Genomic DNA, 24,142 nt, shown 5'->3' with positions numbered 1-24,142 from the left:
AGGTTGACGCGTCTTCCGCGAGGTGGAGTCTGCCCGGTGCTCAGGATGGTGCGGCGTGGGTCAGCCGCTGTGGTGGCCGTCTGCATGGTGACCGCGTGCGGTCCTTCAACGTCACAACGCCGACCGATCGGCGGGCGAAACGATCCCCTCCACGGCGCGGGCGACGGGCTCGGCCACCGCCACGAAGCCAGCATCCCCGGAGGTTCCGGCGACCGGCGGAGCCGGCTACTCGGCGGCGCTGTCCGCACGCCTGCTGGCCGCGGACTCGGTGCCGCCCGGATTCGCTGTGGATATCGCGACCGTGATGGCGGCGGATGCTGGGGATCGGCGCTCAGATGCCGGCATGTCCTGTTCGGACAGCATGATTCCGCTCCTGTCGGCCGCGCGGCTGACCGGGACGCCGTCAGCGATGGCCGCGGCCACCATCAGCTATGACGCGGATCCCGATGGCTGGGGGTGGGTGGGTACCGAGGTCCTCAGGACCTATGCCGATGACGGTGCACGGCGAGCAATGACCGACCTGCGAACCCTCATCGGCCGTTGCCCCACCGTCGTCGTGTCGTCCGGGGCCGGCGTCGGCGACAGGTACCGCTTCGCGGTGGCGCCAGGGCCGCGGTTGGGCGATGACAGTGTCCACGTCAGCTGCAGGACGTTCGGGTCCGAGCCGTTGGAGTGGGACAGCATCCTCATCCGGACCGGAACCACGTTGGTGGCCGTCAAGGAGCAGGGCAACCAACCCGGCGGCGACAGATACCTCACCCAGCTCGCTGAAGCCGCACTCCGCAGGTTCCAGGCCACCGGCTCCTGAGCGTCCTACGGCTGACGATCAACGGTTGTCGCGGCGACCGTCGTGGTGACGACGTTCGGCCTTCCAGCGACACACCGCCCGTCGTGTCCGTGATCCGGTTGTCGGCGCCGTTCACCTGGTACGACGGTGGGACCAGCCGAGCCGAGGAGGTACCGATGACCAGTGGACGGGAGACCGTGGAGGTCGACCCGGTGGTGTTCCGCGCCGTCTACGACTCACCCGCCTCGCTGCCCGGCCGGCACCGCTGGACCACGCCGGAGTCGGACGTGCGCCGGCTGGAGAAGCTGCTGAACATGCCGGCGCGGAGCATCGGCGCCCCGCTGTGGGTGAGCGGCGACGAGCCGGACTGCCCGAAGTGCGGTCGTCGGGTCAACTGGTACGACATCGTCTCCTCCGCGCTGCACGGGGTGCACGATCGCGGGATGATCGCGCGGGTCATCCTCGGCGAACGCAAGTACGTCAACACCGAGGTGCCGGAGGCCATCCCGGGCGTGCACTGCGCCGACTGCCGCACCCCGATCGAGGGGCTGCGCAGCTTCAAGTGCCACAACTGGGCGTACGCCTTCGAGGAGCTGGAGGAGATCGTCGGGCGGATGTCGGGCGTGCCGAGTCAGCCGGCGCCGCCCACCTCCGCCTGAGCGCGGCGGGCCGGCCGGCGGCCGGGTGGTGACGGCGGCTCGGGCCCGGGGTCCGGCACGGGCGGCATGGGCCGGGTCGCCGGTGCCGCCCCGGTCACCCGGAGCCGTTCGCCGGCGTGCCACAGCTCGACCGCGTCGGCCGGGCCACCGTCGGGCAGCTCGTAGCGGGCCGTGTCCGGGGTCAGCGTGATCCGCAGCCGGTGCCCATGCCAGCGCAGGTGGAAGGCGAGCCGGGTGATCCGGCGCGGCAGCCGCGGGTCGAACGCGAGCACGCCCCGGTCGTCACGCAGGCCGCCGAAGCCCTGCGCCACCACCAGCCAGGCGCCGGCCAGCGAGGCCAGGTGCAGCCCGTCGGCGGTCTTGTCGCCGAGGTCCTCGAGATCCTGCAACGCGGTCTCGGCGAACAGGTCGTACGCCAGGTCCAGGTGGCCGACCTCGGCGGCGAGGATCGCCTGCACGGACGCCGACAGCGACGAATCCCGGACGGTCCGGGCCTCGTAGTACGCGAAGTTGCGGGCCTTCTCCTCGGCGGTGAACTCGCCGGGGCAGCACAGCATGGCCAGCACGAGGTCGGCCTGCTTGACCACCTGCCGGCGGTACAGCTCCAGGTAGGGGAAGTGCAGCAGCAGCGGGTAGTCGTCCGCGCGGGTGTTCGCGAAGTCCCACTCGGGCTGCTCGGTGAAGCCGGCCGACTGCTGGTGCACTCCCCGCTTGCCGTCGTAGGGGACGTGCATCGCGTCGGCGGCGGCCCGCCAGCCGGCCACCTCGGCCGGGTACACGCCGAGCCGGGCGGCCGCCTCGGGGAAGCGCTCGGCGGCGTCGGCCGCACCGCGCAGGTTGCGCCGGACCATCAGGTTGGTGAAGAGGTTGTCGTCGACCAGCGCGGAGTACTCGTCGGGGCCGGTGAGCCCGGTCAGGTGGAAGGTGCCGGTGTCGGACCAGTGGCCGTACCCGTGCCAGAGCCGGGCGGTCTCCACCAGCAGCTCGACGCCGCACTCGGCGAGGAACTCCGCGTCTCCGGTGGCCGCGACGTAGCGCTGCACCGCGTCGGCGATGTCGGCGTTGACGTGCAGCCCGGCGGTGCCGGCCGGCCAGTAGCCGGAGCATTCCCGGCCGCCGAGGGTCCGCCACGGGAAGGTGGCCCCGGCCAGGCGCAGCTCGGCCGCGCGGTCCCGGGCCTCAGGCAGGTGCGCGTGCCGCCAGCGCAGCGCCGAGCGGGCCAGCCCGGGCGCCAGGTACGTGAGCGCCGGCAGCACGTAGCCCTCGGTGTCCCAGAGCACGTGGCCGTCGTAGCCGTTGCCGGTCAGCCCCTTCGCCGGGACGGTCCGGTCGCCGTCGGCGCGGCCGGACTGGAGCAGGTGGAACACGGCGAACCGGACGGCCTGCCGGAGTTCCGGATCGCCGTCGAGCTCGACGTCGCCGGTGGCCCAGGCGGCGTCGAGGGCGGCCCGCTGCGCGTCGAGCAGGGCGGCGAACCCCTCGGCCCGGGCCGCTTCGGCCTCCGCGACGACCAGGTCGGCCAGCTCGTCGGCCGGGGTGCCGTCGACGTGCGCGCACTCGTACGCGGCGAACTTCGTGACCCGGATCCGCTCGCCGGGCCGCAGCGGGCCGGTGACCGCCAGCCGGAACCGGTCGGCGGTCAGTTCGCTGTCGGTCCCGACGGTTCCCGGCGCGTCGACCAGGTGGGCGACCGCGACGGCGACCCGCTGGGCGCTGCGCTCGGTGCGGTGCACCAGCACCCCGTCGGTGCCGTCGTGCCGGCCGGTCTCGGGGATGAGCGGGTCGTGGATCACCGAGGCGGCGCGCGGGTCGTCGGCGCGTTCCGGCACCCGCTCGTTGGCGAGCAGGTCGGCGTCGACCCGCACGTCGGCCGGCCCGTCCAGCGGCTCGACCTGGTAGTCGACCGCGGCGACCGGCCGGCGGGGCAGCGAGACCAGCCGGGTGCTGCGGACCCGTACGCCCCGACCGCCCGGCGAGATCCACTCGGTCTCCCGGCGGACCACCCCGGCGCGCAGGTCGAGGACCCGCTCGTGCCGCCGGACCGTGCCGGTCCGCAGGTCCAGCGGCTCGTCGGCGACCCAGAGCCGGACCAGGCCGGCGTTCGGGGCGCTGATCACGGTGTCGCTGTGCTGGGGGAAGGCGTACCCGCTCTCGGGGTAGTTCACCTCGCGCTGCTCGTGGAACCCGTTGAGGTAGGTGCCCGGCATCTCGTACGGCTCACCCTCGTCGAGCGTGCCGCGCCAGCCCACCCAGCCGTTGCCCAGCGCGAAGATCGACTCGGTCTCGCCGAGCCGGTCCAGGTCCGCCGCGGTGCGGCGGATCCGCCAGCTCTCGTCGCCCTGGGGGCTGTGCGGCACGGGTCCTCCCGAGGTCGGTACGTCGTGGCCACCCGATCAGACCCGGCTGAGAGGCGGCTGAGACTTCGGTGCCCCGACTGTCATTCCCCCGCCACCCTCAAGGTGAACGGAGTATGAACGGTTGGAGAGGTGATTCATGACCGAGGCCCTGGTGACAGACGTTCCCGAGGTGAGTGCCGACTGGTACCACGACATCGTCGAGTTCGCCGACCGCACACCGGAACCGGTGCACTGGTTCGCGCTGCACTTCACCGAGGGGGCGATCGTCCTGCTCGGGGTCCTGCTGGTGCTGGCCGCGCTGGCCCGGCTGGTCGGCGGCGACCTCCGGGGCCGGGCGCTGGCCCTGGCCGCCCCGGTCGCGGTGGTCTGCGCGTACGCCTCCAGCGAGGGGTTGAAGACCCTGATCGCCGAGGACCGGCCCTGTCGTAGCCCGGCCGACCTGGTCATCGTGGCCGGGCACTGCCCGCCCGCCGGCGACTGGTCGTTCCCGAGCAACCACGCCACGATCGCGGGCGCGCTGGCCGCCGCGACGCTGCTGCTGCACCGCCGGATCGGCCTGGTGGCCGTCCCGCTCGCCGTGCTGGCCGCGTTCTCCCGCACCTTCGTGGGCGTGCACTACCCGCACGACGTGGCCGCCGGGCTGCTGCTCGGCGTCCTGGTCGGCACGCTGCTCACGCCGGTGCTGGCCCGCCCGGTGGCCGAGGTCCTGCGCCGGCGGGTCCGCCGCGCCGCCGCCCGCCCGGCGGTCCGGCCCGCCCGGCGCTGACCCGCTCGCCGCCGCCGGCGCTCACGTCGTCAGCACGAGGGTGACGGCGGTGCCGAGGATGAGGAACGGGCCGAACGGCAGGTGGCTGGACCAGCGGACCCGGCGGGCCGCCAGCAGCGCCAGGCCGGCCCCCGCCGACAGCATGACCGCGAGCACCAGCCCGGCCACCAGCGGCGGCCAGCCGTACCAGCCGAGCAGCGCCCCGGCGCCCAGCGCCAGCTTCGCGTCGCCGAGACCGAACCCGCGCCGGCCCAGCAGCAGGGTGGTCGCGGCGAAGCCCGCGCCGACGGCGAGCCCGGCCGCGGTGGCCCGCAGCCAGGGCGCCGGGCCGGGCCCGGCCAGCGCGGCCACCCCGAGCAGCACCCACGCCCCGGCCGCCGCCGGCCAGGTCAGCCGGTCCGGCAGCCGGTGCACCGCCGCGTCGACCAGGGCCAGCGGCACGGCCCAGGCGAGCCACCAGGCGACAGCCGCCCGCGCGCCGGCCGGCCCGCCGGTGAGCGCCACCGCCGCCATCACCGCGACCAGGACCACCTCCACCACCGCCGGCGCCGCGCCCACCCGCGCCCGGCAGGACGCGCAGCGGGCCGCCGGGCCGAGCGCCGGCAGCGGCCGGTCCAGGCCGATCGGCGCGCCGCAGCCGTCGCACCCCACCCGGTCGGGCGACCCCGGGGGTACGGCGTACCGCGCGACCGCCAGCCGCAGCAGCGGTACGACCGCCAGGGTGGCCAGCAGCCGGACGCCCGGCCGACGGGCGGGGGCCGTCGGTGCGGTGGCGCGGACCCGTTCGGCGGTCACGCCGGCTCCCCCGAACGGTCGCGCGTAGTTCCAATCTGGAGCACGCAGAGTGAATCCGGGCCCATCGCCGTGTCACGGATGGCGCGGAAAACGGCGTACCGCCGGCGGGTGACCGGGGCCGCGTGGGCGGCTGCCGGCGGCCGGCGGGCGGCCCGGAGGCCGGGGGGACGGATCGGACCAGAGGGACGCTTGCCCCCCATTCCACCGCCCGGTGAGCCGTGCCCGGGACACCGGGTGTGGCGTGCGGGTGAACGCACTCCTGCCACCGGCCGACCGGGCCGGAGGCCGTTCGTCGTCGTCCGGACACCCACCTGTCGCCACCACCTGTCATCACGCAGAGTGTTCGAATGAATTGCCTCTGTTGCATCGGCGGACGTCAGCCTATGCTCGCCCCTTGGGTACGACGCAACCCCCGAACAATTGGCGTCGGAGGCCGACCGGAGACATCAGGTTTCGAATTCGTTAAAGATCCGTACAGGTAAATGCAGCGGTAGCAGTAGTGGCCCGGCCGCACACATCCGGGCGCGCTTCCGCATGCCCGGAGTGCGTTGACGCGACCGCTCCGGGTCGCCACCGAGGAGGGCCCGGCGTTGCGCACACGGCAATCCCGCCGATGGGAAATCTGCCTGCTCAGCCTTGCTCTAATCGCCGCGACCGCCGGTTGCGGCGGCGAGCCCGAGGCGACGGCCCGACCGTTGAGTCCGGGCGCGGCGGCACCGGCGGCGCATTCCACCGCGGATGAGGAGGCGGCCGGAAAAGCCGCTCTCGCCGCCTATTCCGGCTATCTCGACGCGTCCCGAGCGGCGAGCGCACGCAGCGATCCCGGGCATCCCGCACTGGCCCGATTCGTGGCGGATCCGCTGCTGACCCGGGTGCGGGTGGCAATTCGTGACGCGAAGGAGCACGGCGCGATGCGTACCGGAAAACTGGTTTCCGACCCGACCGTGGTCGCGGTCGACCTGGCCGCCGATCCGCCCAGCGTGGAGATCCAGGACTGCCTGGACGCCACCGGCTACCGGCTCGTCTACGCCAAGGACCGTCGGGTCGTGCCCGGCACCCGCGGCGGGCGCTACCTGGCGACCGCCACGGCCACCCGCTACCCGGACGGCCGGTGGCTGATCAGCGCCGGCGCCGGACACCAGGACCAGCCGTGTTGACCTGGGGAGGAAGGGGTGTCCCGGCCCGCCCGACCCGGGCCGGGACACCCCGGCGACTGCTGCTCACCGCCGGCCTGGCGCTGCTGCTCGCGCTGACCGGCGCGCCCGCGCTGCTGCTGACCGGCGCGCCGGCCCGGGCCGGCGACCCCGGTGGCGAATGCCCGCCCGGGCAGAACGACTGCAACGTCTGGGACGACGAGCCCGGCACACCGGGCGGGCCGGGCGGTGGCGGCAACCCCGGCGGTGGCGGCGGGGACGGCGGCGGGGCCGCTGCGAAGTGCCAGTGGAACGGCCGGGTCATCCCCTGCTACGACGACCTGCTCGGCTGGTTCAACAACGGCGACGGCTGCTACTACAAGCTGGCCGAACCCCAGCCCACGGCACCCGAGGGCAAGCAGTGGTACGTGCAGACCTGCAACGGCGGTGACCTGGGCGCGCAGACCGTGGTGCTGCGCGACGGGCCGCCACCCGGTTACGGCGCGCCGCCCGACCCGGAGGAACTGGCCCGCCGCGCGCTGGCCTCGATCTCGCTGCTGCCGCCCCGGGTCGCGGTGGCGCCCCGGCGCAGCAAGGGCCCCGGCCTGGTGGGGCTGCCGGTCTGGATGTGGGCGAGCGGCGGGGCCTCCTACTTCGGGCCGCTGCACGCCTCCGCCTCGGACCGCGGGCTGACCGTCCGCATCACCGCGAGGGTGACCCGGATCGTCTGGGACATGGGCGACGGCACGAAGGTCACCTGCACGGGGCCGGGCACGCCCTACACGGCCGACGGCCCGCGGGCCGGCGGGACCTCGCCCGACTGCGGCCTCGACACCGGCTACGCCCGGGCCGCCACCTACCGGGTCGGCGCCACGACCTTCTGGAACGTCCACTGGGTCGCCGGCGACGACGGTCCGAGCGGCGACATCGCCCAGAGCCGGGTCAGCGGCACCGTTCCGGTCCAGATCAACGAACTTCAGGTGGTGACGCGATGAGTGTGGCTACGCGGAACGGGACTCCCCTGGACGCGCCGGTGGCGCCGCCCAAGGTGGTCCGGCAGCGGCGGATCCGCCCCGGCCTGCTCGGCCTGGCGGTGCTGCTGATCGCCCTGGGCGGCCTCGGCGCGGCCTTCGCGGTCACCTCGGTCCGGTCCACGGGCAGCTACCTCGCGGTGGCCCGGCCGGTCGAGGTCGGCCGGCAGCTCACCGCCGACGACCTGGTCCCGGTGCGGGTGTCCGGCGGGCGCGAACTCCAGCCGGTACGGGCCGACCGGATCAAGGAGGTGCTGGGCCTGCGGGCGGCCGTCCGGCTCACCCCGGGCACGCTGCTGACCCCCGCCCAGCTCACCGACGCGCCGCTGCTCGGCCCCGGGCAGCAGCAGCTCGCGCTGGGGCTGGAGCCGAGCCAGGTGCCCGCCCGCAGGCTGCACCCCGGCGACCGGGTGCTCCTGGTCAGCACCCCGGACAGCAGCGCCGGCAGCAGCAGCGCGACGCGCGGCGGCGGCACCCGGTTCGAGGCCACGGTGATCGACACCGCCGCGCCGGAGAACGACGACGTGGTCGTCTACCTGGCGCTGTCCGTCCGGGACGTGCCGGCCGTGGTGGCGCTGGCCGCGGACGACCGGATCGCGCTCGTGCTCACCGGGGCGGCCTGATGGCGGTCATCGCCCTGGTCTCGGCGAAGGGCTCGCCCGGCGTCACCACGGCCGCGCTGGCCGCCGCGCTGAGCTGGCACCGGCGGCTCGTGCTGGCCGAGTGCGACCCGGCGGGCGGCTCGGTCCTGGCCGGCTACCTGGGCGGGGCGCTCGACGGCCCGCGCGGCCTCGGCGAGCTGGCCGTCGGGGAGCTGCGGGACGGCAACCTGGAGGGCGCGTTCTGGTCCCAGCTCGTCGACCTGGACGCGCCGAAGCGGGAACGGCTGCTGCTGCCCGGCGTGGTCGACCCGGCCCAGGCGGGCAGCGTCACCCCGCTCTGGCAGCGCTTCGCGGACTTCTTCACGACCCTGGAGCGGGGCGTCCCGCCGTACGACGTGCTGGTCGACTGTGGCCGGTTGCAGGTCGGCGGTCCACCCTGGCCGGCGCTGCGGGCCGCCGCCGTGGTGCTGCTGGTGACCCGGGCGCACCTGCCCGACCTGTCCGCCACCCGCGCCACGGTCAAGGCCATCGAGCGGGACTTCGCCGAGCACCGGGTCCCCCCGGGCACCCTGCGCCTGCTGGTGATCGGGGACGGGCACGGCAGCAGCGAGATCAGCAAGGCGCTGCGGCTGCCGGTGATCGCCCGGCTGCCGCTCGACCCGCGTACCGCCGCGGTGCTCGGGCACGGCGGCACGGTACGCGCCAACCGGCCCCTCATGCGCGCGGCCGGCCAGCTGGAGGTGCCGGTCCGGGCGCTGCTGGACCGGCGGCGGGCCCGGCTGGCCTGGCCGGGCGCACCGGCCCCGCACGCGGTGACCGCGCCGAGCACGCCGGGGGTGTCCGGTGCGGTTTGAGCCGGTCTCCCACGACCCGCGCGGGCAGCAGCCCGGCGCTACGTCGACGGTGCCGCCGCTGGTCCCGCCGAACGGGCGGCACCACGTGCCCCCGCCGCCCGCCGCGCCGGCCGCGCCGGCGCCTCCGCCGCCCCGACCCCGGGTCGACTTCGCGGTGGTCCGCGAGCTGCGCCGGGAACTCAGCGAGCGGCTCACCCTCTGGCAGCGCGGGCGGGAGTTCGACGCCGACGCCGAGGAGGTCGAGCGGGCCCGGCTGGCCGTCGCGGTGGTCTCCGCGTACGCGGACTCGGTGCGCCGGGCCGGCACGCCGATGGCCGCCGACGAGGAGCGGCTGCTGCTCGACCAGGTGACCGCCGAGCTGGTCGGTCTGGGCCGGCTCCAGACGCTGCTGGTCGACGACACCATCGAGGAGGTGCACATCCTCGGCTGCGACCAGGTGCGCATCACCCGGCACGGCGGCGGCGTCGACTGGGCCGAGCCGATCGCCGACAGCGACGACGAACTGGTCGAGATCCTCCAGGCGGCGGCCCGCCGGGCCGGGGCGACCGAGCGCTCGCTCTCCACCTCGAAGCCGACGCTCGACCTGCAACTGCCCGACGGCAGCCGGCTCGCCGCGGTCTTCCTGGTCAGCCACCGCCCGTACGCGGTGATCCGCAAGCACAACACGCTCGCGGTGAGCCTGGAGGACATCGCCGGTGGCCGGCCCGACCTGGACGAGATGATCGACCCGCTGCTGCGCGACTTCCTCCGCGCCGCCATGCGGGCCGGGCTGAACATCATGGTCGCCGGGCTCGCCGGGGCCGGGAAGACCACGGTCATCCGGGCCCTGATGGACGAGATCCCGGCCGACGAGCCGTACGTGCTGCTGGAGGAGAGCCGGGAGCTGTTGCCGACCCGCCGCGCGCACAAGCACCGGGCGGTGATGAGCTTCGAGTCCCGGGAGGGGCACGGCGAGCGCGGGCTGGACGGTCGCCCGGCCGGTGAGGTGAGCATCGCCGACCTGATCCCGGTGTCGCTGCGGATGGGCGTGCTGCGGATCATCGTCGGCGAGGTGCGGTCCCGGGAGATCGTGCCGATGCTCCAGGCGATGACCACCAGCCGCGGGTCGATGTGCACGATCCACGCGCGTACCCCGGCCGGTGTGGGCGAACGGATCATCGAGCTGGCGCTGGCCCACGGCCGGGAGATGACGGTCGACCAGGCCCGCCGGATGGCCGGCAACGCGCTGGACCTGATCGTCTACGTCACGGTCGAGGACGAGACCGCGATCGGCGGCCGCAAGCACCGCTTCGTGTCGCACGTCGAGGAGGTCATCGGCGTGGGCGAGGGCAACCGCATCACCACCACGAGCGTCTTCGGCCCGGGACCGGACGGCCGGGCGGTGCCCCGCCACCTCCCCGAGCGGATCCGCGACCAGCTGCTGCGGGTCGGCTACGACGCCCGGCTGCTCACCCGGTTCATCGAGGCCGGCACGGGCGCCTGGCGGCGTCCCCGGCACACCCGGCTCGGACGGCGGTGAACCCGTGGCGACGATCGAGCTGATCGCGCTGGTCTCCGGGGCGGCGTGCGTGGCCGGGCTGGTGCTCGCGGTGGTCGCGCTGGTCGGCACCCGCCGGCCGGCCGGATCGGGCCCGGGCGCCGGGCCGGGGCTGAGCCGCCTCTGGACCGGCTCCGGGGCCAGCCGCCGGGAGCAGCACCGCTACCAGCTGCTGCTCGGCGCGGCCGTGGTGGTCGGCGCGCTGGCCTTCCTGCTCACCGGGCTGCCGGTGGTCGGCCTGCTGGTGGCGCTCGCGGTGCCCGGGGTGCCGTGGCTGTTCGCGGTGGGCCGGGCCGAGCAGCGGGCCATCGCCCGCATCGAGGCCGTCGGCGAGTGGACCCGGCGGCTCAAGGACATCTCCGGCACCGGGCAGGGCCTCCAGCAGGCCATCATCGGCACCATCACCACCGCGCCGGAGGAGATCCAGGAGGAGGTACGCACCCTGGCGGCCCGCCTCCAGGCCGGCTGGCTGGCGAGGTCCGCCCTGCTCGCGTTCGCCGACGAGATCGCCGACCCGGTCTGCGACCAGGTGGTGGCGGCGCTGATCCTGCACCTCACCGACCGGGGCGAACGCCTCGGCGACGTGCTCGGTTCGATCGCCACCGCCGCCTCGGCCGAGGTGTCCACCCGGCGGGAGGTCGAGGCGAAGCGGACGCAGCCCCGGTTCGCGGTCCGCTTCCTCACCGGGATGACCCTGGCCACGCTCGCGTACGGGCTGGTCAACAGCGACTACGTGCGGCCGTACGGGACGGTCTTCGGGCAACTGATCATGGCGGTGCTCGGGGCGGCCTTCGTCGGGCTGCTGGTCTGGGTGCGGTCGATGAGCCAGCCGCCCCGCCCGGCGCGCTTCCTGCCGGCGCCCGACCCGGAGGAGGCGATCGCGTGAGCGCGAGGAGTGCGCTTGCGAGCCCCGCAGTCGCGAACGGAGGGCGGGCGCGATGATGGTGAACTGGCAGCTGGCCGTCGCTGTGCTGGGCGGGGCGGCGGTCGGGCTGGGCCTGTTCCTGGTGGTCCGCGAGGCGCTGCCGGCCACCCCGGCGCTCGGTCCGGCGCTGCGCCGGCTGCACCAGCCACCCGGCCAGGCTCCGGTGGCCGGGAGCGGGCCGGACTGGCTCGGCGGTGTCTCCCGCTGGCTGCGGCCGCCGCACCGGCAGCTCGCCCTGCTCGACCGGACCCCCGAGCAGTACGCCCTGTCCGTGCTGCTCTCCGCGCTGGTCGGGTTCGCCACCCCGACGGTCGCCTCGGCCGTCCTCCTCCTGGGCGGGGTGGCGCTGCCGCTGGTCGTACCGGTGCTCGGAAGCCTGGGTCTGGCGCTGGTCGCCGGCCTGCTCGCGCACCGGGCGGTGCTGGCCCGGGCGGACGCCGCGCGGGACGAGTTCCGTCAAGCGGTCTGCACCTACCTGGACCTGGTGGCATTGCAGCTCTCCGCCGCGCACGGCCCGGTGCAGTCGTTGGAACGCGCGGCGGCGGTCTGCGACGGCTGGGTCTTCGACCGCATCCGGGAAGCGCTGCGGATCGCCCAGCTCCAGATGCACTCCCCCTGGGACGAGCTCCAGGAGCTGGCCGACCGGATCGGCATCCCGGAGCTGGGCGACGTGGGGGCCATCATGCGCTCCTCCGGCAGCGAGGGCGCCCAGGTCCACGAGACCCTGCGCAGCCGCGCCGACTCGCTGCGCGACCAGATCCGCACCGACAACCTGGCCCGGGCCGAGGGGGTGACCAGCCGGCTGGACATCCCCGGCTCGCTGCTGGTCTTCGTCCTGCTCGGCTTCGCCGTCTACCCGTTCCTCGCCCGCCTGTGAACCCACCCCGAGAAGGAGAAGCCCATGCACCTCTACACCTATCTCTACGCCGCGGTGAGCAGCCGCCTGGCCGAGCTGCGGCGCGACGGCGAGCGGGGCGACAGCCCGGTGCCGACCGCGGTGATCATCTTCGGCCTGGTCGCGGTGGCCATGGCGGTCACCGGGCTCGCCCTGGCCAAGGCCAACAACTGGATGAACGCCATTCCCAACAACACGGCGCCGAAGGCCCCGTGATGCCCCGCCCCGCCCGTACGGACCGGAGCCGGCCGGCGCCCGCCGGCCGGCTCACCGGCCGGTGCGGCCCGGGGCGGATCACCACCGTCCTGCGAGGACGCCTCGCCGCGGGCGGGTCCGAGCGGGGCGCCAACCCGGTCGAGCTGGCGGTGGTGATGCCGGCGATCCTGGTGCTGCTTTTCGCCTCGATCCAGCTCGCCGTCTGGTTCGTCGCCCGGTCCACCGCCCTCAACGCGGCGCAGACCGGGGTGAACGCCCAGCGGGCGCTCCAGGCCCCGCCGGACGCGGGACGGGACCGGGCCACGAACTTCCTGCATGCCGCCGGGGACTGGCTGGTCGGCTGGCAGAACCCGGGACCCGCCTGCGAGGTGATCGCCACCGGGGGCACCCCCACCGAGGTCACCTGCACGGTCAGCGGGCGCTCCCTGTCGGTGATCCCGGGGGTCCACTTCCCGGTGCGGCAGACCGCGCACGGCACCGCCGAACGCTGGACGACGGGGTGAGGGGGATGGCGCGGGACCGCGGTTCCGTCTCGATCGAGGTGGCGGTGCTCGCCCCCGCCTTCATCGGGTTGATGGTGCTGGCCGGGGTGGCCGGCCGGACGGCCGTCGCCGACGAGGCGGTCGAATCGGCCGCGCACGACGCGGCCCGCGCCGCCTCGATCGCCCGGGACGCCCGGACCGGCCGGACCGCCGCCACGGACGCCGCGCGGCGCCAGCTCGACTGGTCGGGGCTGCACTGCACGGCCCCGCCGGCGTTGACCTTCCAGGGCTCGGTGGGAGGCGAGGAGACCAGCTTCCGGAACGCGTACCGCGGCGCGCCCGGGGTGCCGGCGACCGTCACGGTCACGGTGACCTGCACGGTCTCCTTCGACGACCTGCGGGCCCGCGGGCTGCCCCTGACGCTGGACGGCAAGACCGTCTCGGCGAGCTTCACCTCCCCGCTGGACACCTACCGGAGCCGCGGATGACCGGGCGGCGGGCGGCGGAGAGCGGCCGGGTGAGCCTCTTCCTGGCCGTGGCGATGACCGGCGTACTCGTGATCATCAGCCTGGCGTACGACGGCGCCGGGCAGCTCCTTTCCTTGCAGCGCGCGGACAACCTGGCCGCCGAGGCGGCCCGCAGCGGCGGCCAGATGATCGACCGGGCGCGCGCCATCGAGGGCGGCCCCAAGCAGATCGACGAGGTGGCCGCCCGGAAGGCCGTCGCGGACTACCTGAGCGCGGCGGGCGGGGTCCGCGACCACGCCGTCAGCTTCCCGGTGGTCGCCGGCGAGCGGCAGATCCAGGTCCGCGTCCGCATCACCTACCGCCGGGACCTGCTCGGTCTCTTCGGCTTCCAGAACACCGCCACCGTCACCGGTGAGGCCACCGCGCGGGCGCTCACCGGACCCCCGTAGGAAGGGAAGGCAGCCATGGGTGCATCGCAACGCTCGGCCGTCCGGCGGACCGGCCAGGTCCTCACCGGGTTCGGCGCCCTCGTCGTGCTCTGCGCGGTGCTGGCCGGTGGGCCCGTCGCGCTCCTGGCCTTCGCCGGCAACCCCCTCCCCGACCACCTGCCCACCCTGGCCGAGGTGGGCACGGCGTTGACCAGCCGCGACGACGGGCAGCTCTTTTCGCGGGCGCTGGCCGTGGTGGGCTGGTTCGGCTGGGCGACGTTCGCCTTCTCCGTACTCGTGGAACTCCTCGCGGCGACGCTGCGCCGGCCGGCGCCTCGGCTGCCCGGGATGCGCCGCCAGCAGCGGGCCGCGGCCGCGCTGGTCGGCTCGGTGGCGCTGATCCTGGCGGCCAGCCCGGCCGCGGCGAGCGCCGCAGCCGTGGCCGCGCCGCAGCCGGTCGCCGCCGCGCCGGCGTTGGTCGCCCCGCAGGCCGGCCCCACCCGCGCCGCCCCGCCTGTCCGGGCCGCCTCGGTGACCACCGACCCGGCGGTGTACCGGGTGGCGAAGGGCGACTACCTGGGCGAGGTGGCCGAACGTTACCTGGACGACTTCGACCGGTACCGCGAGGTGGCCCGACTCAACCGGCTCGCCGACCCGGACCGGATCCGCCCGGGGCAGCTGCTCAAGCTGCCCGAGGGATCGGTGGACGCGGGCGCCCGCCGGCACGCGACCGGCCGGCTCGTGGTCACCTCGACCAGCCCGTCCCGGACGGCTCCCGGCACGGCGGCGACGCCGGGCGGCGGCGGCTCGTCCGCCACGACACCGAAGGGCAGGCCCTCCCCGCACCCGACCGGACGGGACACCACGCCCACGGTCGAGGCGCCGACCGGGCAACCGCCGGCGATGTCGGCGGGCGCCTCCCGGGCCACCCCGGAGGACGGGATCAACCGGCCGCTGGCCATCTCGGCGGTGCTCGCGGTGGCCGCCATAGTCGGCGCACAGATCGGCGCGGTCCTCGGCCTGCGGCGACGGCCGCCGGGCCGGGCCGGCGTCCGGGCCCTCGTGACAGGCCGCCACCGCCGGGACTGACCGGGGCGATCGTGGACGGCAGCGGCCCCCGGAGGGGCCGCTGCCGTCGAAGATCCGACCGCCGGTCAGGGGAGGCGGGCCTCCAGGCGGCCGTTGACCACCCGGGTGGGGAGGACGACCTGGTCGTTGCCGGACGGGCCGTGCACGACCTCCCCGCCGTTGAGGCGGAAGGTGCTGCCGTGCCACGGACAGACCACGCAGGCGTGGCCGTCGATCTCCTGCACCTCACCCTCACCGAGCGGGCCGCTCTGGTGCGGGCAGCGCTCCAGCATCACGGTGACGTCGTCGCCGTGCCGGTAGAGGATCACCGAGACGTCGTCGATCTCCCGGGTGAGGAGCTGCCGCTGCGGCAGGCTCGACATGTCGCCGAGCGGGTGCCAGCCCTCGCTGACCAGGTGCAGCTCGGAGATGCTCTGGCTGACCTGCGCGCCCTGCTTGTACGCGAGGTGCCCACCCAGGTAAGCGCCGGCGCTCGCCGCCGACAGCCCCAGGTAGGCCAGCGCCCGGCCCATGTTGTGCCGCCCGTTGAGCCGGGCCGCCAGCGAGCTGGCGTAGAGGGCCACGCCGATGGTGTTCGCGGCGGCGTGCACGAGGCCGATCCGCCGCTGGTCCCGGGACAGGGCCGCCCAGTCGTTGAGCCCGGCCACGGCCGCCGGCAGCGCGCTGACCGTACCGACGCCGACGAGCGCGGTCGCCGCCCGGCGCTGACCGGGCATCAGGTCCACGACGGCGGCCGAGATCCAGGCGCCGACCGGCACCTGCACCATCGCCGGATGCAGCGGATGCCCCAGCCAGACGCCGTGCAGGAAGTCCCGGATCCGCTGCGGGCGCAGGGTGCCCTGAACGGCGCGCTGCAACCGGTCGCCCACCCGGTCGAGCGCCGAGTTCTGTTCGATCTTCGTCAGTAGTTCGCGCACGTGGTCCGACTTCCCGGCAGGAGAGGTCCCAAACCGGGCGCCGACGGTGGATCACCCCATCGGGTGGTTCTCGTCCGCCCGCCAGCGGTCGGCGTGCAGGGCGGCGGCGAGTGGCCGGGGCGTACGCCAGCCGTGCCGCACCAGGTCGGGGACGGTCTGCAGGCGGCTCACCGGGCCCACGCAGAGCCACGCCACCGGCCGGATGCCGGGCGGGATGCCGAGCAGGTCGGCCAGGAACGGCTCCCGGTAGAAGGAGACCCAGCCGACGCCGAGCCCCTCGGCGGTGGCGGCCAGCCAGAGGTTCTGGATGGCCAGGCAGACCGAGTAGAGGCCGGCGTCGGCGATGGCGTGCCGGCCGAGCACCGCCCGCCCACCCCGCTGCGGGTCGTACGTGACCACGACCGACAGCGTCGACTCCAACACCCCGTCGATCTTGATGCGGGCGAACCGCTCGGCCGCCGCACCGTCCAGCGTGGCGGCGAAGGTGTCCCGCTCGACCTGGACGTGCGCGTGGAACCGGCGCCGGGTCTCGCGGTCACGCACCAGGACGAAGTCCCAGGGCTGCGAGTTCCCGACGCTCGGGGCGGCGTGCGCGGCGGTGAGGATCCGCTCCAGGACGTCGTCCGGCACCGGTTCCCCGGTGAACTCGGCGCGCACGTCGCGGCGGCGGTGGATGGCGTCGTACAGGTCCACAGGCAGGCTCCCGCTGCACTCGGCCCACGGTCAGGTGGGCGACTGAACGCGAGGCCGGTCTTCGGACTCCCGGATCGACGCCTGACCGTCCGCCTTCCCGGCCGTACGGCCAGTGGCTGCGCGTGACGCGCGTGGACGGGGACTCCCCGGTCACCGCGGCGGGCCCGTGCCGGATTTCCACCGGCTTCCCGATTCTCCCCGCACACGCGGGGCACCTCGCCCGATCGTTGCCGCTGCCGATGCTATCGACGGTGGGAGCCGTCAGCGTGAGGGGTGGCCCGGGTCAGGCGGGCGGGGCGAGGGCGCGCAGCACCTCGCTGAGCCGGTCGATGCGGGACTGGGCCTCGGTGCGTAGTCGCCCGGCGAGCGCATCCCAGTCCTCCGAGGTCGGCGCCTGCCCCGGTGGCAGCGCCGCGAGCGCCCGGCCCACCTCGGCCAGGGTGAGGCCGACCCGCTGGCACGCTTCGATCATCGCCAGGCGGCACATCACGTCGGCGTGGTAGCGGCGCTGGTTGCCGGCCGTGCGGTCGCTGCTGATCAGGCCCTGCGCCTCGTAGAACCGGATCGCCGACGCGGCGACGCCGCTGCGTTGCGCCACCTGACCGATGGTCAGGCCGGGCTCGTGCCAGTCGAAGGACGTGTCCTGCTTCACGCCCCGAGTATGCCCATCGGACGTTGACCTCAACAATTGTTGAGGTTCTACGGTCGGCTCCATCGAGTTCCCGAGAAATCTCCTGGAGGCGACGATGATCCTGGTGACCGGTGCGACGGGCAACGTCGGGCGGCGCGTGGTCGAGCGGCTGGCCGCCGCGGGTCACGGCGTACGGGCCGTCACCCGCGACCCGAGCCGCGCGAACCTGCCGGCGGGTGTGGAGGTGGTGGCCGCCGACCTGGCCGATCCGGAGACGGTGCGCCCGCACCTGGACGGTGTCCGGGCCGTGTTCCTGATCTGGCCGTTCGTCGACCCGGCCGCGACGGCGCAGCTCGCCCCGCGCGTCGCCGCCGCGCTCGCCGGTGCCGGGTCGCCCCGGGTGGTGTACGTGTCCGCCGCCTCCGCCGAGGCCGACCCCGGCTCGTTCTGGGCCCTGGTGGAACGCGCCATCGTCGCGTCCGGCCTGCCCTGGACGATGCTGCGTCCCACCGGCATCGCCACGAACACGCTGGGATGGGCGGAGCCGATCCGCGCCGAGGGCGTGGTGCGCTGGCCGTACGGCGCGGCGGCCCGTTCGATGGTCCACGAGGACGACATCGCGGCGGTGGCGGTCGAGGCGCTGACCACCGACCGGCACGACCGGCGGACCTACGTGCTCACCGGCCCGCGGACGGTCACGCAGGCCGAGCAGGTGCGCATCATCGGTGAGGCGATCGGCCGCGAGGTGCGGTGGGAGGACGTGCCCGCCGAGGCGGTGCGCCCCATGCTGGCCGCGGCGATGGGCAGCGCCGCGTTCGCGGATGCGGCGCTGGCCGGCTGGGCGGCCATGGCGGAGACCCCGGAGCAGGTGACCGGCGACGTGGCGGCGGTACTGGGCCGTCCCGCCCGGACATTCGCCGACTGGGCCGCCGACCACGCGGCCGACTTCGCCTGACCCGCCCGGAAGCGAGCCGGTGCGGCACGCCCGGCAAAGAGATCTTGGTAGGAAATGGCCCCCGTGGGGGCCGCTTCCTACCAAGATCTTCTACGTCACGCGGGCCGCGCCGATAGCTGGCGCGGCGGGCGTCGTCGAGGGCATGCTGACCCGATGGGGGTACGCGTCGAGCACGCCGGACCGGTGACCACGGTGATCCTGGACCGGCCGGAGGCCCGCAACGCCGTCGACGGGCCGACCGCCCGGGCCCTGGCCGACGCGTTCCGCGCCTTCGAGGCGGACCCGGACGCGGCGGTCGCCGTGCTGTGGGGCGCGGGCGGCACGTTCTGCGCAGGCGCCGACCTGAAGGCCATCGGCACCCCGCGCGGCAACCGGGTCGAACCCGAGGGCGACGGCCCGATGGGCCCGACCCGGATGCGCCTGTCCAAGCCGGTGCTCGCCGCGATCTCCGGGTACGCAGTGGCCGGCGGCCTGGAGCTGGCGCTCTGGTGCGACCTGCGGATCGCCGAGTCCGACGCGACGCTCGGGGTGTTCTGCCGGCGCTGGGGCGTGCCGCTGATCGACGGCGGGACGGTGCGGCTGCCCCGGCTGATCGGCGAGAGCCGCGCCATGGACCTGATCCTCACCGGCCGCCCGGTCCCGGCCGACGAGGCGTACGCGATGGGTCTGGTCAACCGGGTGGTCGCGCCGGGTGCGGCCCGGGCGGAGGCCGAGCGGCTGGCCGCCGAGATCGCCCGGCACCCGCAGACCTGCCTGCGCAACGACCGGGCCGCGCTGCTGGCGGGCGCCGGGCTGCCCGAGCCCGAGGCGCTGGCCACCGAGCTGGCCTTCGGCATTGAGTCCCTGGTCACCGACGCCATGAAGGGCGCGGCCCGGTTCACGGCCGGCGCTGGCCGCCATGGGAGCGCTGATGATTAGACCAGCGTTGTGAAGGACTGGCATATCACTACCGCAAGCACAATAGGTCGGTCAACTAGGCGACAGTAGGCTAATGATGGGACCTTCGTCGCCTTCGAGATCTATTAGAGTCGCATCGTGCCTGGTGACCCCGCCGCTCTCGCCATTATTAACTCTTGGGGACCGCCCGTACTGGCATTGTTCGCGGCTGCCGCCTTTGCCGTTTCAATCAATCGCCGGATTAGCGAAGAGCGGAAGCCGCGATTCATACGCACTAACCCGATCAGCGACGATCAGGCAGACCAACTGGAGCAGATCCTTAGACTTGCCGCGAGCATGAATAGCTACAGCGTTCATGCAAGAAACGATCCCCGGATACGCCTCCAGGCCCCACACGAGGTGACTTGCAAGGACTTCGAATCTGCGGCCCGCGAGGCATCTGATGCACTGCGATCAGGCAACGTCGTATCAGTAGACATACGATCATTACCCCAGGCCGACGCCATACATTTGGTGAATTTCTGCAATGGAATGGCGTCCGTCTCATCGGGTTGGATTTTTCGAGTAACAAGCGACGTCATCGTCATCACGCCACGCTCATAGCCAGGTCGACCACAAAGCAAAGAAGGCGTCTTGTCCACCACAAGGGAACAGCTACTCACACTCAATCATCAAGTGCGCGAGACCGAGCACGAACTGAGCATTGCGCGGCGTCGGCATAGGTGGTCGAATCTGTCCCTAGTATTCGGCCCCCTCTTGGCTCTGCTCTTGTACTCCCTAGCGTGGATTCCCGTGATCAGCGACGAACTCCTCCTTGCGATCTTTATCCCTGCCGTGCCCGTTGCAATTGCCTTTTGCGTAGCCTCCTTCAGACTTAAGCGGCATCGCGGCGGGCCAGTGAAGGATGGAAAGAGACTGACCGAGGGCGAGTTGGAGCTGCAGCTAGCGCGACTTCGCGAGGTCAGGAAGGATCTCTTGGCGAGGGCCGACGTTCCCGCCAAAGTTCGCCGCATCACCTACAAAGAAGATGCCTACGCCGATATCGATCAACTGAGGTCCGAGAGCAATCATTACCGACGAATCAACAATTTTCTTCAAGGCTTCCTGATTATCGGCTCACTGGCAGCAACGGGCGCCTCGGGGGTTGCTACCGAGATCACTGAAGTTCGTTGGCTAATCCTCGTAATTACCTTCTCGGTGGGCATATCGAGCGGATTTATGGGATATTTCAAGTACAAGGAGCGCAGCTTCTACCTTCAGCAGACTGCCGACGCGATCGAGCACGAATGGGAGGCGGTAGAGATCGGAGTGGGACGCTACAAGCGAATTGGCGATGAGGACGAGGCCCTTGCCGAGTTTGTGGAGGAGGTTCACCGGCTCAAGTCCGAGCAAAAGAAGCGCCAGCAGAACCTTGAACAGCCGCCCGAATCGCGCGGCCCTGCCGAGTAGCGTCGATGTCAAGTTCCGGACAAGCGCTAAATTGAGCTTTTGTTACTTCAGGTTGCGCAGGGCGTCCTCGATGGCGCGGTGGAAGGTCGGGTACGCGTAGATCATGTGCCGGAGCTGGCTGACCGGAACGGCCGCGTGCACCGCCACGACCAGCGCGGAGAGCACCTCGCCGCCGGTCGGGCCGACCGAGGTCGCGCCGATCAGCACGCCCTGGTCGGCGTCGGCGACAAGCTTGATGAAGCCCGCGTTGCCGGCCTTGTGGATCCACCCGCGGGTGGACGAGGTGAGGTCGGTGTAGCCGACCTGGACGTTGACGCCGCGGTCGCGGGCCTGCTGCTCGGTGAGGCCGACCGCGCCCACCTCGGGGTCGGTGAAGGTGACCCGGGGCAGCGCGCGGTAGTCGGCGACCGGCACGCTGCCCGGCGCGGCGGCCGAGCCGCCCGTGCTCATGGCCCCGCCGACCGCGCTGACCACGCCGGCCGCGCCGCCGACCACGCTGGCGGTGCCGCTGGCGTCCGGCCCGCCCCGGGTGCGCCGCATGTGGTCGAGCACGTCGGCGACGACGATGCCCGCCTGGTACATGGCGATGTGCGTGAACGCGCCCTCGCCGGTGAGGTCGCCGACCGCCCAGATCCCGTCGGTCACGTGCATCCGCTCGTTCACCGGCAGGTAGCGCTGCGCGGCGTCCACCTGCACGGTCTCCAGGCCCAGCTCGTCGAGGTGCGCCCGGCGGCCGGTCACCACCAGCAGCTTCTCGCCGTCGAACGCGCGGTCTCCGGCGTGGACGGTGAAGCTCGCGCCGTCGTGCGTGACCCGCTCGGCCCGGACGCCGGTGTGGATCTCCACTCCATCGGCGCGCAGCGCACCGGCGACGATTTCGGAGGCCTCCGGCTCCTCGAGGGCGAGCACCCGGTCGGCCGCCTCGACCACGGTCACCCGGACCCCGAACCGGGCGAAGACCTGGGCCAGCTCCAGGCCGATCGCGCCACCGCCCAGCACCAGCAGCGACCCCGGCAGCTCCTCGACCTCGATGGCCTGGTGGTTGGTCCAGTACGGCGTGTCGGCCAGGCCGTCGATCGGCGGGACCGACGGGCGGGTGCCGGTGCCGAGGACGACTCCGTACTGGGCCTCGAACACCTGGTCGCCGACGCGGACCCGGTTCGGGCCGTCGAGCCGGCCACTGCCCCGGACGAACCGGCCGCCCTTGCCGGTGAACCGGTCCACCGCGACCTTGTCGTCCCAGGTGTCGGTGGCCTCCTCGCGGATGCGCTTCGCGACCGGCGCCCAGTCGGGTCGCACCTCGGCGCTGCCGGCCAGCTCGTTGACCCGGCGCGCCTCGGCGAGGGCGTTGGCCGCCCGGATCATCATCTTGCTCGGGATGCAGCCCCAGTAGGGGCACTCGCCGCCGACCAGGTCGCGCTCGATCCCGACCACGGTGAGGCCGGCCTCGGCGAGTCGCCCGGCCACCTCCTCGCCGCCGACGCCCAGCCCGACCACGACCACGTCCACCAGTTCCGGCTCCGCCACCCCGCCAGCATTCCGCACCGCCGGGCCACCGGCCACCGCGTCGGGTCGGAATTCCCGCGCAGGTGATCATCCCCACCGCCTACCGTGGCCGGATGCAGGCACGCTTCGCCCCCGTCCGGGACTGCTTCCACGACCTGTTCGCGACCGGCCGGGAGACCGGCGCGGCGCTGGCCGTCTGGTACGACGGCGCGCCGGTGCTCGACCTGGTCGGCGGCACCCGCGCGGCAGTCCGGCCCGGCGTGACCGTCCCGGCCGTCGGGGCCGGGGCGGCGTGGCGGCCGGACACCCTGGTGAACGTCTACTCGGTGGGCAAGCCGGTGGTCGCGCTCTGCCTCCTGCTCCTCGTCGACCGGGGCCGGGTCGACCTCGACGCGCCGGTGTCCGCCTACTGGCCGGAGTTCCGCGCCCCGGCAACGGTGCGGCAGGTGCTCGCCCACACCGCCGGGCTGCCCGCGTTCCCGGTGCCCCGGCCCGCCGCGGCGATACCCGACTGGGGGCTGCTCTGCGCCGACCTGGCCGCCGCCGACCCCGAGTGGCCGCCGGGCAGCGTCGCGGGCGAGCACGCCTGGACGTACGGGCACCTGGTCGGCGAGCTGGTCCGCCGGGTGGACGGGCGGCCGGTGGGGCGGTTCCTGGCCGAGGAGATCGCCGGGCCGTGGCGCCTCGACCTGGCCTTCGGGCTCGACGCGGCGGACCAGCGGCGCTGCGCCGACCTGTCGTACGCCGACTCCGGCTGGCCGGTGCGGATGCTGGGCGAGCCGGGGTCGCTCCGCGCCCGGGCGTTGGGGAACCCGGCCGGCGGCCTGGACGTGGCGGTGGTGAACGGCCCGCTCTGGCGCGGCACGGAGTTCCCCGCGGTCAACCTGCACGCCACCGCGTCCGCCCTGGCCCGCCTCTACGCCGGCCTCCTGGCCGGCGGCACCCTCGACGGAGTACGCCGGTTCAGCCCCGAGCTGGTGGCCGAGGCGACCCGCGTGCAGTACGACGGGCCGGACCTGGTGCTGGACCGGCGGGCGTCCTGGACGTTGGGCATGCAGTGGGAGCCGGACGGGAGCTGGGGCATGGGCGGGATCGGCGGCAGCAGCGCCTGGGCCGATCCGGAACGCGGCTACACCTTCGCGTACGCGACCGCGCGGCTGGCCGACCACGACCGGGTGGAGGACCTGGTCGAGGCGTTGCACTCCTGCCTCTGACGGGAAGCGGACTGCTCGACACGCGTGGCGACCCTGTCACGCTGTGTCATGCGCCGCTACGCTCCGGTCCTCGTGGAGAACGAAGCACCCGCGCCGGCCACCCGGCTGAAGGAGCACTCCGGGGTGGCGGCCAACGTGGTCTCCGCCGTGGCCGGGCTCGTCGCCCTGGTGCAGGCCATCCGCTCCGACCCGCTGTGGATCGTGCTGGGCCTGGTCGCGCTGGCCGCGCTGGTGGCGTACCAGAGCTGGCGCCGGCGCTGGCGGGCGGCCGGGCTGGCCGCCGTGGCGCTGCTGGTGCTCGGCGTCGCCGGTTGGGGGCTGCACCAGGACGGGCGGCAGGCTACGCCGGCCGCCGGCCCCACCACACCGGCCGGCACGACGACCACGCTGCCCGCCCCGGCCACGACCGCCGCCGCCACGCCGGCCGGCGCTCCGAACGGCTCGACCCCGGGCGGTGGCACCGGCGCGCCCACGGGTACACCCGCGGCCGTGGTCTTCAGCGACGTCGTGCAACTCGACCAGAAGACCGGGGTGGACGTGGACGAGGGCCGGGCCGTGAAGCGGTACGCGCAGGACGCGACGGTCGACCTCTACCTGGACTGGGGCTACATCCTCTATTCGAGCGCCCGGCACAGCGCCCTGTACGACGACACCTACGCCGGCCCGGAGGAGGGCGCCGAGGCCCGCTGCGCGACCTACCGGGAGGCGCGCCGGACGAGCGCGCCGCACCACTACGTCGGCAGCGGCCAGCAGTTCTGCTTCACCACCTCCGACGGGCACCCCGGCTGGTTGCAGGTGGTCAACCAGGCGGGCGACGGCGGCGCCGTGATCAAGCTGACCGTCTGGCGGGACTGAGC

27 protein-coding genes and 1 riboswitch are annotated in these 24,142 nt (G+C 73.8%); of the genes, 21 read left to right on the top strand and 6 right to left on the bottom strand.

Features of this window, described 5'->3' with window-relative positions; all coding sequences use genetic code 11:
- Positions 1-286: 286 nt before the first annotated feature.
- Positions 287-808 (top strand): hypothetical protein, encoded by a 522-nt coding sequence (locus ACQP12_RS01340; protein ID WP_433284400.1) that lies wholly within the window; start codon positions 287-289, stop codon positions 806-808.
- Between the two features lie 155 nt (positions 809-963).
- Positions 964-1,446 (top strand): hypothetical protein, encoded by a 483-nt coding sequence (locus tag ACQP12_RS01335; protein WP_433284398.1) that lies wholly within the window; start codon positions 964-966, stop codon positions 1,444-1,446.
- Here the strand turns inward: ACQP12_RS01335 and ACQP12_RS01330 are convergent.
- Positions 1,419-3,803 carry a glycoside hydrolase family 65 protein gene (locus ACQP12_RS01330; RefSeq protein ID WP_433284396.1) on the bottom strand — a complete coding sequence of 795 codons (2,385 nt, stop codon included), beginning with the start codon at positions 3,801-3,803 and terminating at the stop codon, positions 1,419-1,421. The two genes, ACQP12_RS01335 and ACQP12_RS01330, sit on opposite strands and share 28 nt — an antisense overlap.
- A 136-nt stretch (positions 3,804-3,939) precedes the next feature.
- On the opposite strand from ACQP12_RS01330, the gene ACQP12_RS01325 reads away from it, so the two are divergent.
- Positions 3,940-4,569, top strand: coding sequence for a phosphatase PAP2 family protein (locus ACQP12_RS01325; protein ID WP_433284394.1), 630 nt, complete (start codon positions 3,940-3,942; stop codon positions 4,567-4,569).
- A gap of 21 nt (positions 4,570-4,590) precedes the next feature.
- Here ACQP12_RS01325 and ACQP12_RS01320 read toward each other — a convergent pair whose 3' ends face one another.
- Positions 4,591-5,364 (bottom strand): prepilin peptidase, encoded by a 774-nt coding sequence (locus tag ACQP12_RS01320; protein WP_433284392.1) that lies wholly within the window; start codon positions 5,362-5,364, stop codon positions 4,591-4,593.
- A 590-nt stretch (positions 5,365-5,954) separates the two neighbouring features.
- On the opposite strand from ACQP12_RS01320, the gene ACQP12_RS01315 reads away from it, so the two are divergent.
- Genes ACQP12_RS01315 through ACQP12_RS01260 form a run of 12 tightly spaced genes read left to right on the top strand, consistent with a single transcriptional unit; the run spans position 5,955 to position 15,023 of the window.
- Positions 5,955-6,521: a hypothetical protein gene (locus tag ACQP12_RS01315; protein ID WP_433284390.1), complete on the top strand. Its 567-nt coding sequence runs from the start codon at positions 5,955-5,957 to the stop codon at positions 6,519-6,521.
- Positions 6,515-7,492, top strand: coding sequence for a hypothetical protein (locus tag ACQP12_RS01310; RefSeq protein WP_433284388.1), 978 nt, complete (start codon positions 6,515-6,517; stop codon positions 7,490-7,492). The genes ACQP12_RS01315 and ACQP12_RS01310 overlap by 7 nt, the downstream gene beginning before the upstream one ends.
- Positions 7,489-8,151 carry an SAF domain-containing protein gene (locus ACQP12_RS01305; RefSeq protein WP_433284386.1) on the top strand — a complete coding sequence of 221 codons (663 nt, stop codon included), beginning with the start codon at positions 7,489-7,491 and terminating at the stop codon, positions 8,149-8,151. Before ACQP12_RS01310 ends, ACQP12_RS01305 begins: the two co-directional genes overlap by 4 nt.
- Positions 8,151-8,984, top strand: coding sequence for a ParA family protein (locus ACQP12_RS01300; protein WP_433284384.1), 834 nt, complete (start codon positions 8,151-8,153; stop codon positions 8,982-8,984). Before ACQP12_RS01305 ends, ACQP12_RS01300 begins: the two co-directional genes overlap by 1 nt.
- Positions 8,974-10,503 carry a CpaF family protein gene (locus ACQP12_RS01295; RefSeq protein WP_357949773.1) on the top strand — a complete coding sequence of 510 codons (1,530 nt, stop codon included), beginning with the start codon at positions 8,974-8,976 and terminating at the stop codon, positions 10,501-10,503. Before ACQP12_RS01300 ends, ACQP12_RS01295 begins: the two co-directional genes overlap by 11 nt.
- Before the next feature lie 4 nt (positions 10,504-10,507).
- Entirely contained in the window at positions 10,508-11,407 is a 900-nt protein-coding gene (locus tag ACQP12_RS01290) for a type II secretion system F family protein (protein ID WP_433284382.1), read from the top strand.
- Positions 11,408-11,462: 55 nt separating this feature from the next.
- A complete protein-coding gene (locus ACQP12_RS01285; RefSeq protein ID WP_433289069.1) occupies positions 11,463-12,323 on the top strand; it encodes a type II secretion system F family protein in 861 nt (286 codons plus the stop codon).
- 24 nt (positions 12,324-12,347) lie between these two features.
- A complete protein-coding gene (locus tag ACQP12_RS01280; RefSeq protein ID WP_357949778.1) occupies positions 12,348-12,557 on the top strand; it encodes a hypothetical protein in 210 nt (69 codons plus the stop codon).
- Positions 12,557-13,060 (top strand): TadE family protein, encoded by a 504-nt coding sequence (locus ACQP12_RS01275; RefSeq protein WP_433284380.1) that lies wholly within the window; start codon positions 12,557-12,559, stop codon positions 13,058-13,060. The genes ACQP12_RS01280 and ACQP12_RS01275 overlap by 1 nt, the downstream gene beginning before the upstream one ends.
- A gap of 5 nt (positions 13,061-13,065) precedes the next feature.
- Positions 13,066-13,527 carry a TadE/TadG family type IV pilus assembly protein gene (locus tag ACQP12_RS01270; RefSeq protein WP_433284378.1) on the top strand — a complete coding sequence of 154 codons (462 nt, stop codon included), beginning with the start codon at positions 13,066-13,068 and terminating at the stop codon, positions 13,525-13,527.
- Complete coding sequence (locus ACQP12_RS01265) at positions 13,524-13,955, top strand: hypothetical protein (RefSeq protein ID WP_433284376.1); 432 nt, start codon at positions 13,524-13,526, stop codon at positions 13,953-13,955. Before ACQP12_RS01270 ends, ACQP12_RS01265 begins: the two co-directional genes overlap by 4 nt.
- A 15-nt stretch (positions 13,956-13,970) precedes the next feature.
- Entirely contained in the window at positions 13,971-15,023 is a 1,053-nt protein-coding gene (locus tag ACQP12_RS01260) for a LysM peptidoglycan-binding domain-containing protein (RefSeq protein WP_433284374.1), read from the top strand.
- A 65-nt stretch (positions 15,024-15,088) separates the two neighbouring features.
- On the opposite strand, the gene ACQP12_RS01255 is transcribed toward ACQP12_RS01260, so the two are convergent.
- From ACQP12_RS01255 to soxR, 3 genes are all read right to left on the bottom strand, one after another.
- Complete coding sequence (locus tag ACQP12_RS01255) at positions 15,089-15,940, bottom strand: Rieske 2Fe-2S domain-containing protein (RefSeq protein WP_433284372.1); 852 nt, start codon at positions 15,938-15,940, stop codon at positions 15,089-15,091.
- 51 nt (positions 15,941-15,991) lie between these two features.
- Positions 15,992-16,633 (bottom strand): 5,6-dimethylbenzimidazole synthase, encoded by a 642-nt coding sequence (bluB, locus tag ACQP12_RS01250; protein ID WP_433284370.1) that lies wholly within the window; start codon positions 16,631-16,633, stop codon positions 15,992-15,994.
- A 35-nt stretch (positions 16,634-16,668) separates the two neighbouring features.
- Positions 16,669-16,862, bottom strand: a riboswitch (cobalamin riboswitch).
- A 54-nt stretch (positions 16,863-16,916) separates the two neighbouring features.
- On the bottom strand, positions 16,917-17,285 hold the full coding sequence (soxR, locus tag ACQP12_RS01245; RefSeq protein WP_357949796.1) for a redox-sensitive transcriptional activator SoxR: 369 nt from the start codon (positions 17,283-17,285) through the stop codon (positions 16,917-16,919).
- 94 nt (positions 17,286-17,379) lie between these two features.
- Between soxR and ACQP12_RS01240 the strand changes: the two genes are divergently transcribed.
- The 4 genes from ACQP12_RS01240 (at position 17,380) to ACQP12_RS01225 (ending at position 20,565) form a co-directional block, all read left to right on the top strand.
- Entirely contained in the window at positions 17,380-18,219 is an 840-nt protein-coding gene (locus tag ACQP12_RS01240) for an SDR family oxidoreductase (protein ID WP_433284367.1), read from the top strand.
- A 153-nt stretch (positions 18,220-18,372) separates the two neighbouring features.
- Positions 18,373-19,137: a crotonase/enoyl-CoA hydratase family protein gene (locus tag ACQP12_RS01235; protein ID WP_433284365.1), complete on the top strand. Its 765-nt coding sequence runs from the start codon at positions 18,373-18,375 to the stop codon at positions 19,135-19,137.
- Between the two features lie 315 nt (positions 19,138-19,452).
- Complete coding sequence (sepF, locus tag ACQP12_RS01230) at positions 19,453-19,719, top strand: cell division protein SepF (RefSeq protein ID WP_433289067.1); 267 nt, start codon at positions 19,453-19,455, stop codon at positions 19,717-19,719.
- 189 nt (positions 19,720-19,908) lie between these two features.
- Positions 19,909-20,565: an SLATT domain-containing protein gene (locus ACQP12_RS01225; protein WP_433284363.1), complete on the top strand. Its 657-nt coding sequence runs from the start codon at positions 19,909-19,911 to the stop codon at positions 20,563-20,565.
- A gap of 42 nt (positions 20,566-20,607) precedes the next feature.
- On the opposite strand, the gene ACQP12_RS01220 is transcribed toward ACQP12_RS01225, so the two are convergent.
- Positions 20,608-22,092, bottom strand: coding sequence for a dihydrolipoyl dehydrogenase family protein (locus ACQP12_RS01220; RefSeq protein WP_433284361.1), 1,485 nt, complete (start codon positions 22,090-22,092; stop codon positions 20,608-20,610).
- A gap of 92 nt (positions 22,093-22,184) precedes the next feature.
- Between ACQP12_RS01220 and ACQP12_RS01215 the strand changes: the two genes are divergently transcribed.
- Together ACQP12_RS01215 and ACQP12_RS01210 are read left to right on the top strand one after the other, a co-directional pair.
- A complete protein-coding gene (locus tag ACQP12_RS01215; protein ID WP_433284359.1) occupies positions 22,185-23,285 on the top strand; it encodes a serine hydrolase domain-containing protein in 1,101 nt (366 codons plus the stop codon).
- Positions 23,286-23,357: 72 nt separating this feature from the next.
- A complete protein-coding gene (locus tag ACQP12_RS01210; RefSeq protein ID WP_433284357.1) occupies positions 23,358-24,140 on the top strand; it encodes a hypothetical protein in 783 nt (260 codons plus the stop codon).
- Positions 24,141-24,142: the final 2 nt, after the last annotated feature.

The organism is Micromonospora sp. CA-244673 (assembly GCF_050948395.1).
Taxonomy (GTDB): domain Bacteria; phylum Actinomycetota; class Actinomycetes; order Mycobacteriales; family Micromonosporaceae; genus Micromonospora.
Note: the sequence above shows the minus strand (reverse complement) of the source record. Positions and strands in the feature narration are given on the sequence as shown.

What these genes read in the sequence shown, in the direction of transcription:
- ACQP12_RS01215 (WP_433284359.1), top strand. Translation starts at nt 22,185, where the DNA reads ATGCAGGCACGCTTCGCCCCCGTCCGGGACTGCTTCCACGACCTGTTC.
- ACQP12_RS01240 (WP_433284367.1), top strand. Translation starts at nt 17,380, where the DNA reads ATGATCCTGGTGACCGGTGCGACGGGCAACGTCGGGCGGCGCGTGGTC.
- ACQP12_RS01280 (WP_357949778.1), top strand. Translation starts at nt 12,348, where the DNA reads ATGCACCTCTACACCTATCTCTACGCCGCGGTGAGCAGCCGCCTGGCC.
- ACQP12_RS01285 (WP_433289069.1), top strand. Translation starts at nt 11,463, where the DNA reads ATGGTGAACTGGCAGCTGGCCGTCGCTGTGCTGGGCGGGGCGGCGGTC.
- ACQP12_RS01305 (WP_433284386.1), top strand. Translation starts at nt 7,489, where the DNA reads ATGAGTGTGGCTACGCGGAACGGGACTCCCCTGGACGCGCCGGTGGCG.
- ACQP12_RS01335 (WP_433284398.1), top strand. Translation starts at nt 964, where the DNA reads ATGACCAGTGGACGGGAGACCGTGGAGGTCGACCCGGTGGTGTTCCGC.
- ACQP12_RS01260 (WP_433284374.1), top strand. Translation starts at nt 13,971, where the DNA reads ATGGGTGCATCGCAACGCTCGGCCGTCCGGCGGACCGGCCAGGTCCTC.
- ACQP12_RS01300 (WP_433284384.1), top strand. Translation starts at nt 8,151, where the DNA reads ATGGCGGTCATCGCCCTGGTCTCGGCGAAGGGCTCGCCCGGCGTCACC.
- sepF (WP_433289067.1), top strand. Translation starts at nt 19,453, where the DNA reads ATGAATAGCTACAGCGTTCATGCAAGAAACGATCCCCGGATACGCCTC.
- ACQP12_RS01265 (WP_433284376.1), top strand. Translation starts at nt 13,524, where the DNA reads ATGACCGGGCGGCGGGCGGCGGAGAGCGGCCGGGTGAGCCTCTTCCTG.
- ACQP12_RS01235 (WP_433284365.1), top strand. Translation starts at nt 18,373, where the DNA reads ATGGGGGTACGCGTCGAGCACGCCGGACCGGTGACCACGGTGATCCTG.
- ACQP12_RS01275 (WP_433284380.1), top strand. Translation starts at nt 12,557, where the DNA reads ATGCCCCGCCCCGCCCGTACGGACCGGAGCCGGCCGGCGCCCGCCGGC.
- ACQP12_RS01270 (WP_433284378.1), top strand. Translation starts at nt 13,066, where the DNA reads ATGGCGCGGGACCGCGGTTCCGTCTCGATCGAGGTGGCGGTGCTCGCC.
- ACQP12_RS01325 (WP_433284394.1), top strand. Translation starts at nt 3,940, where the DNA reads ATGACCGAGGCCCTGGTGACAGACGTTCCCGAGGTGAGTGCCGACTGG.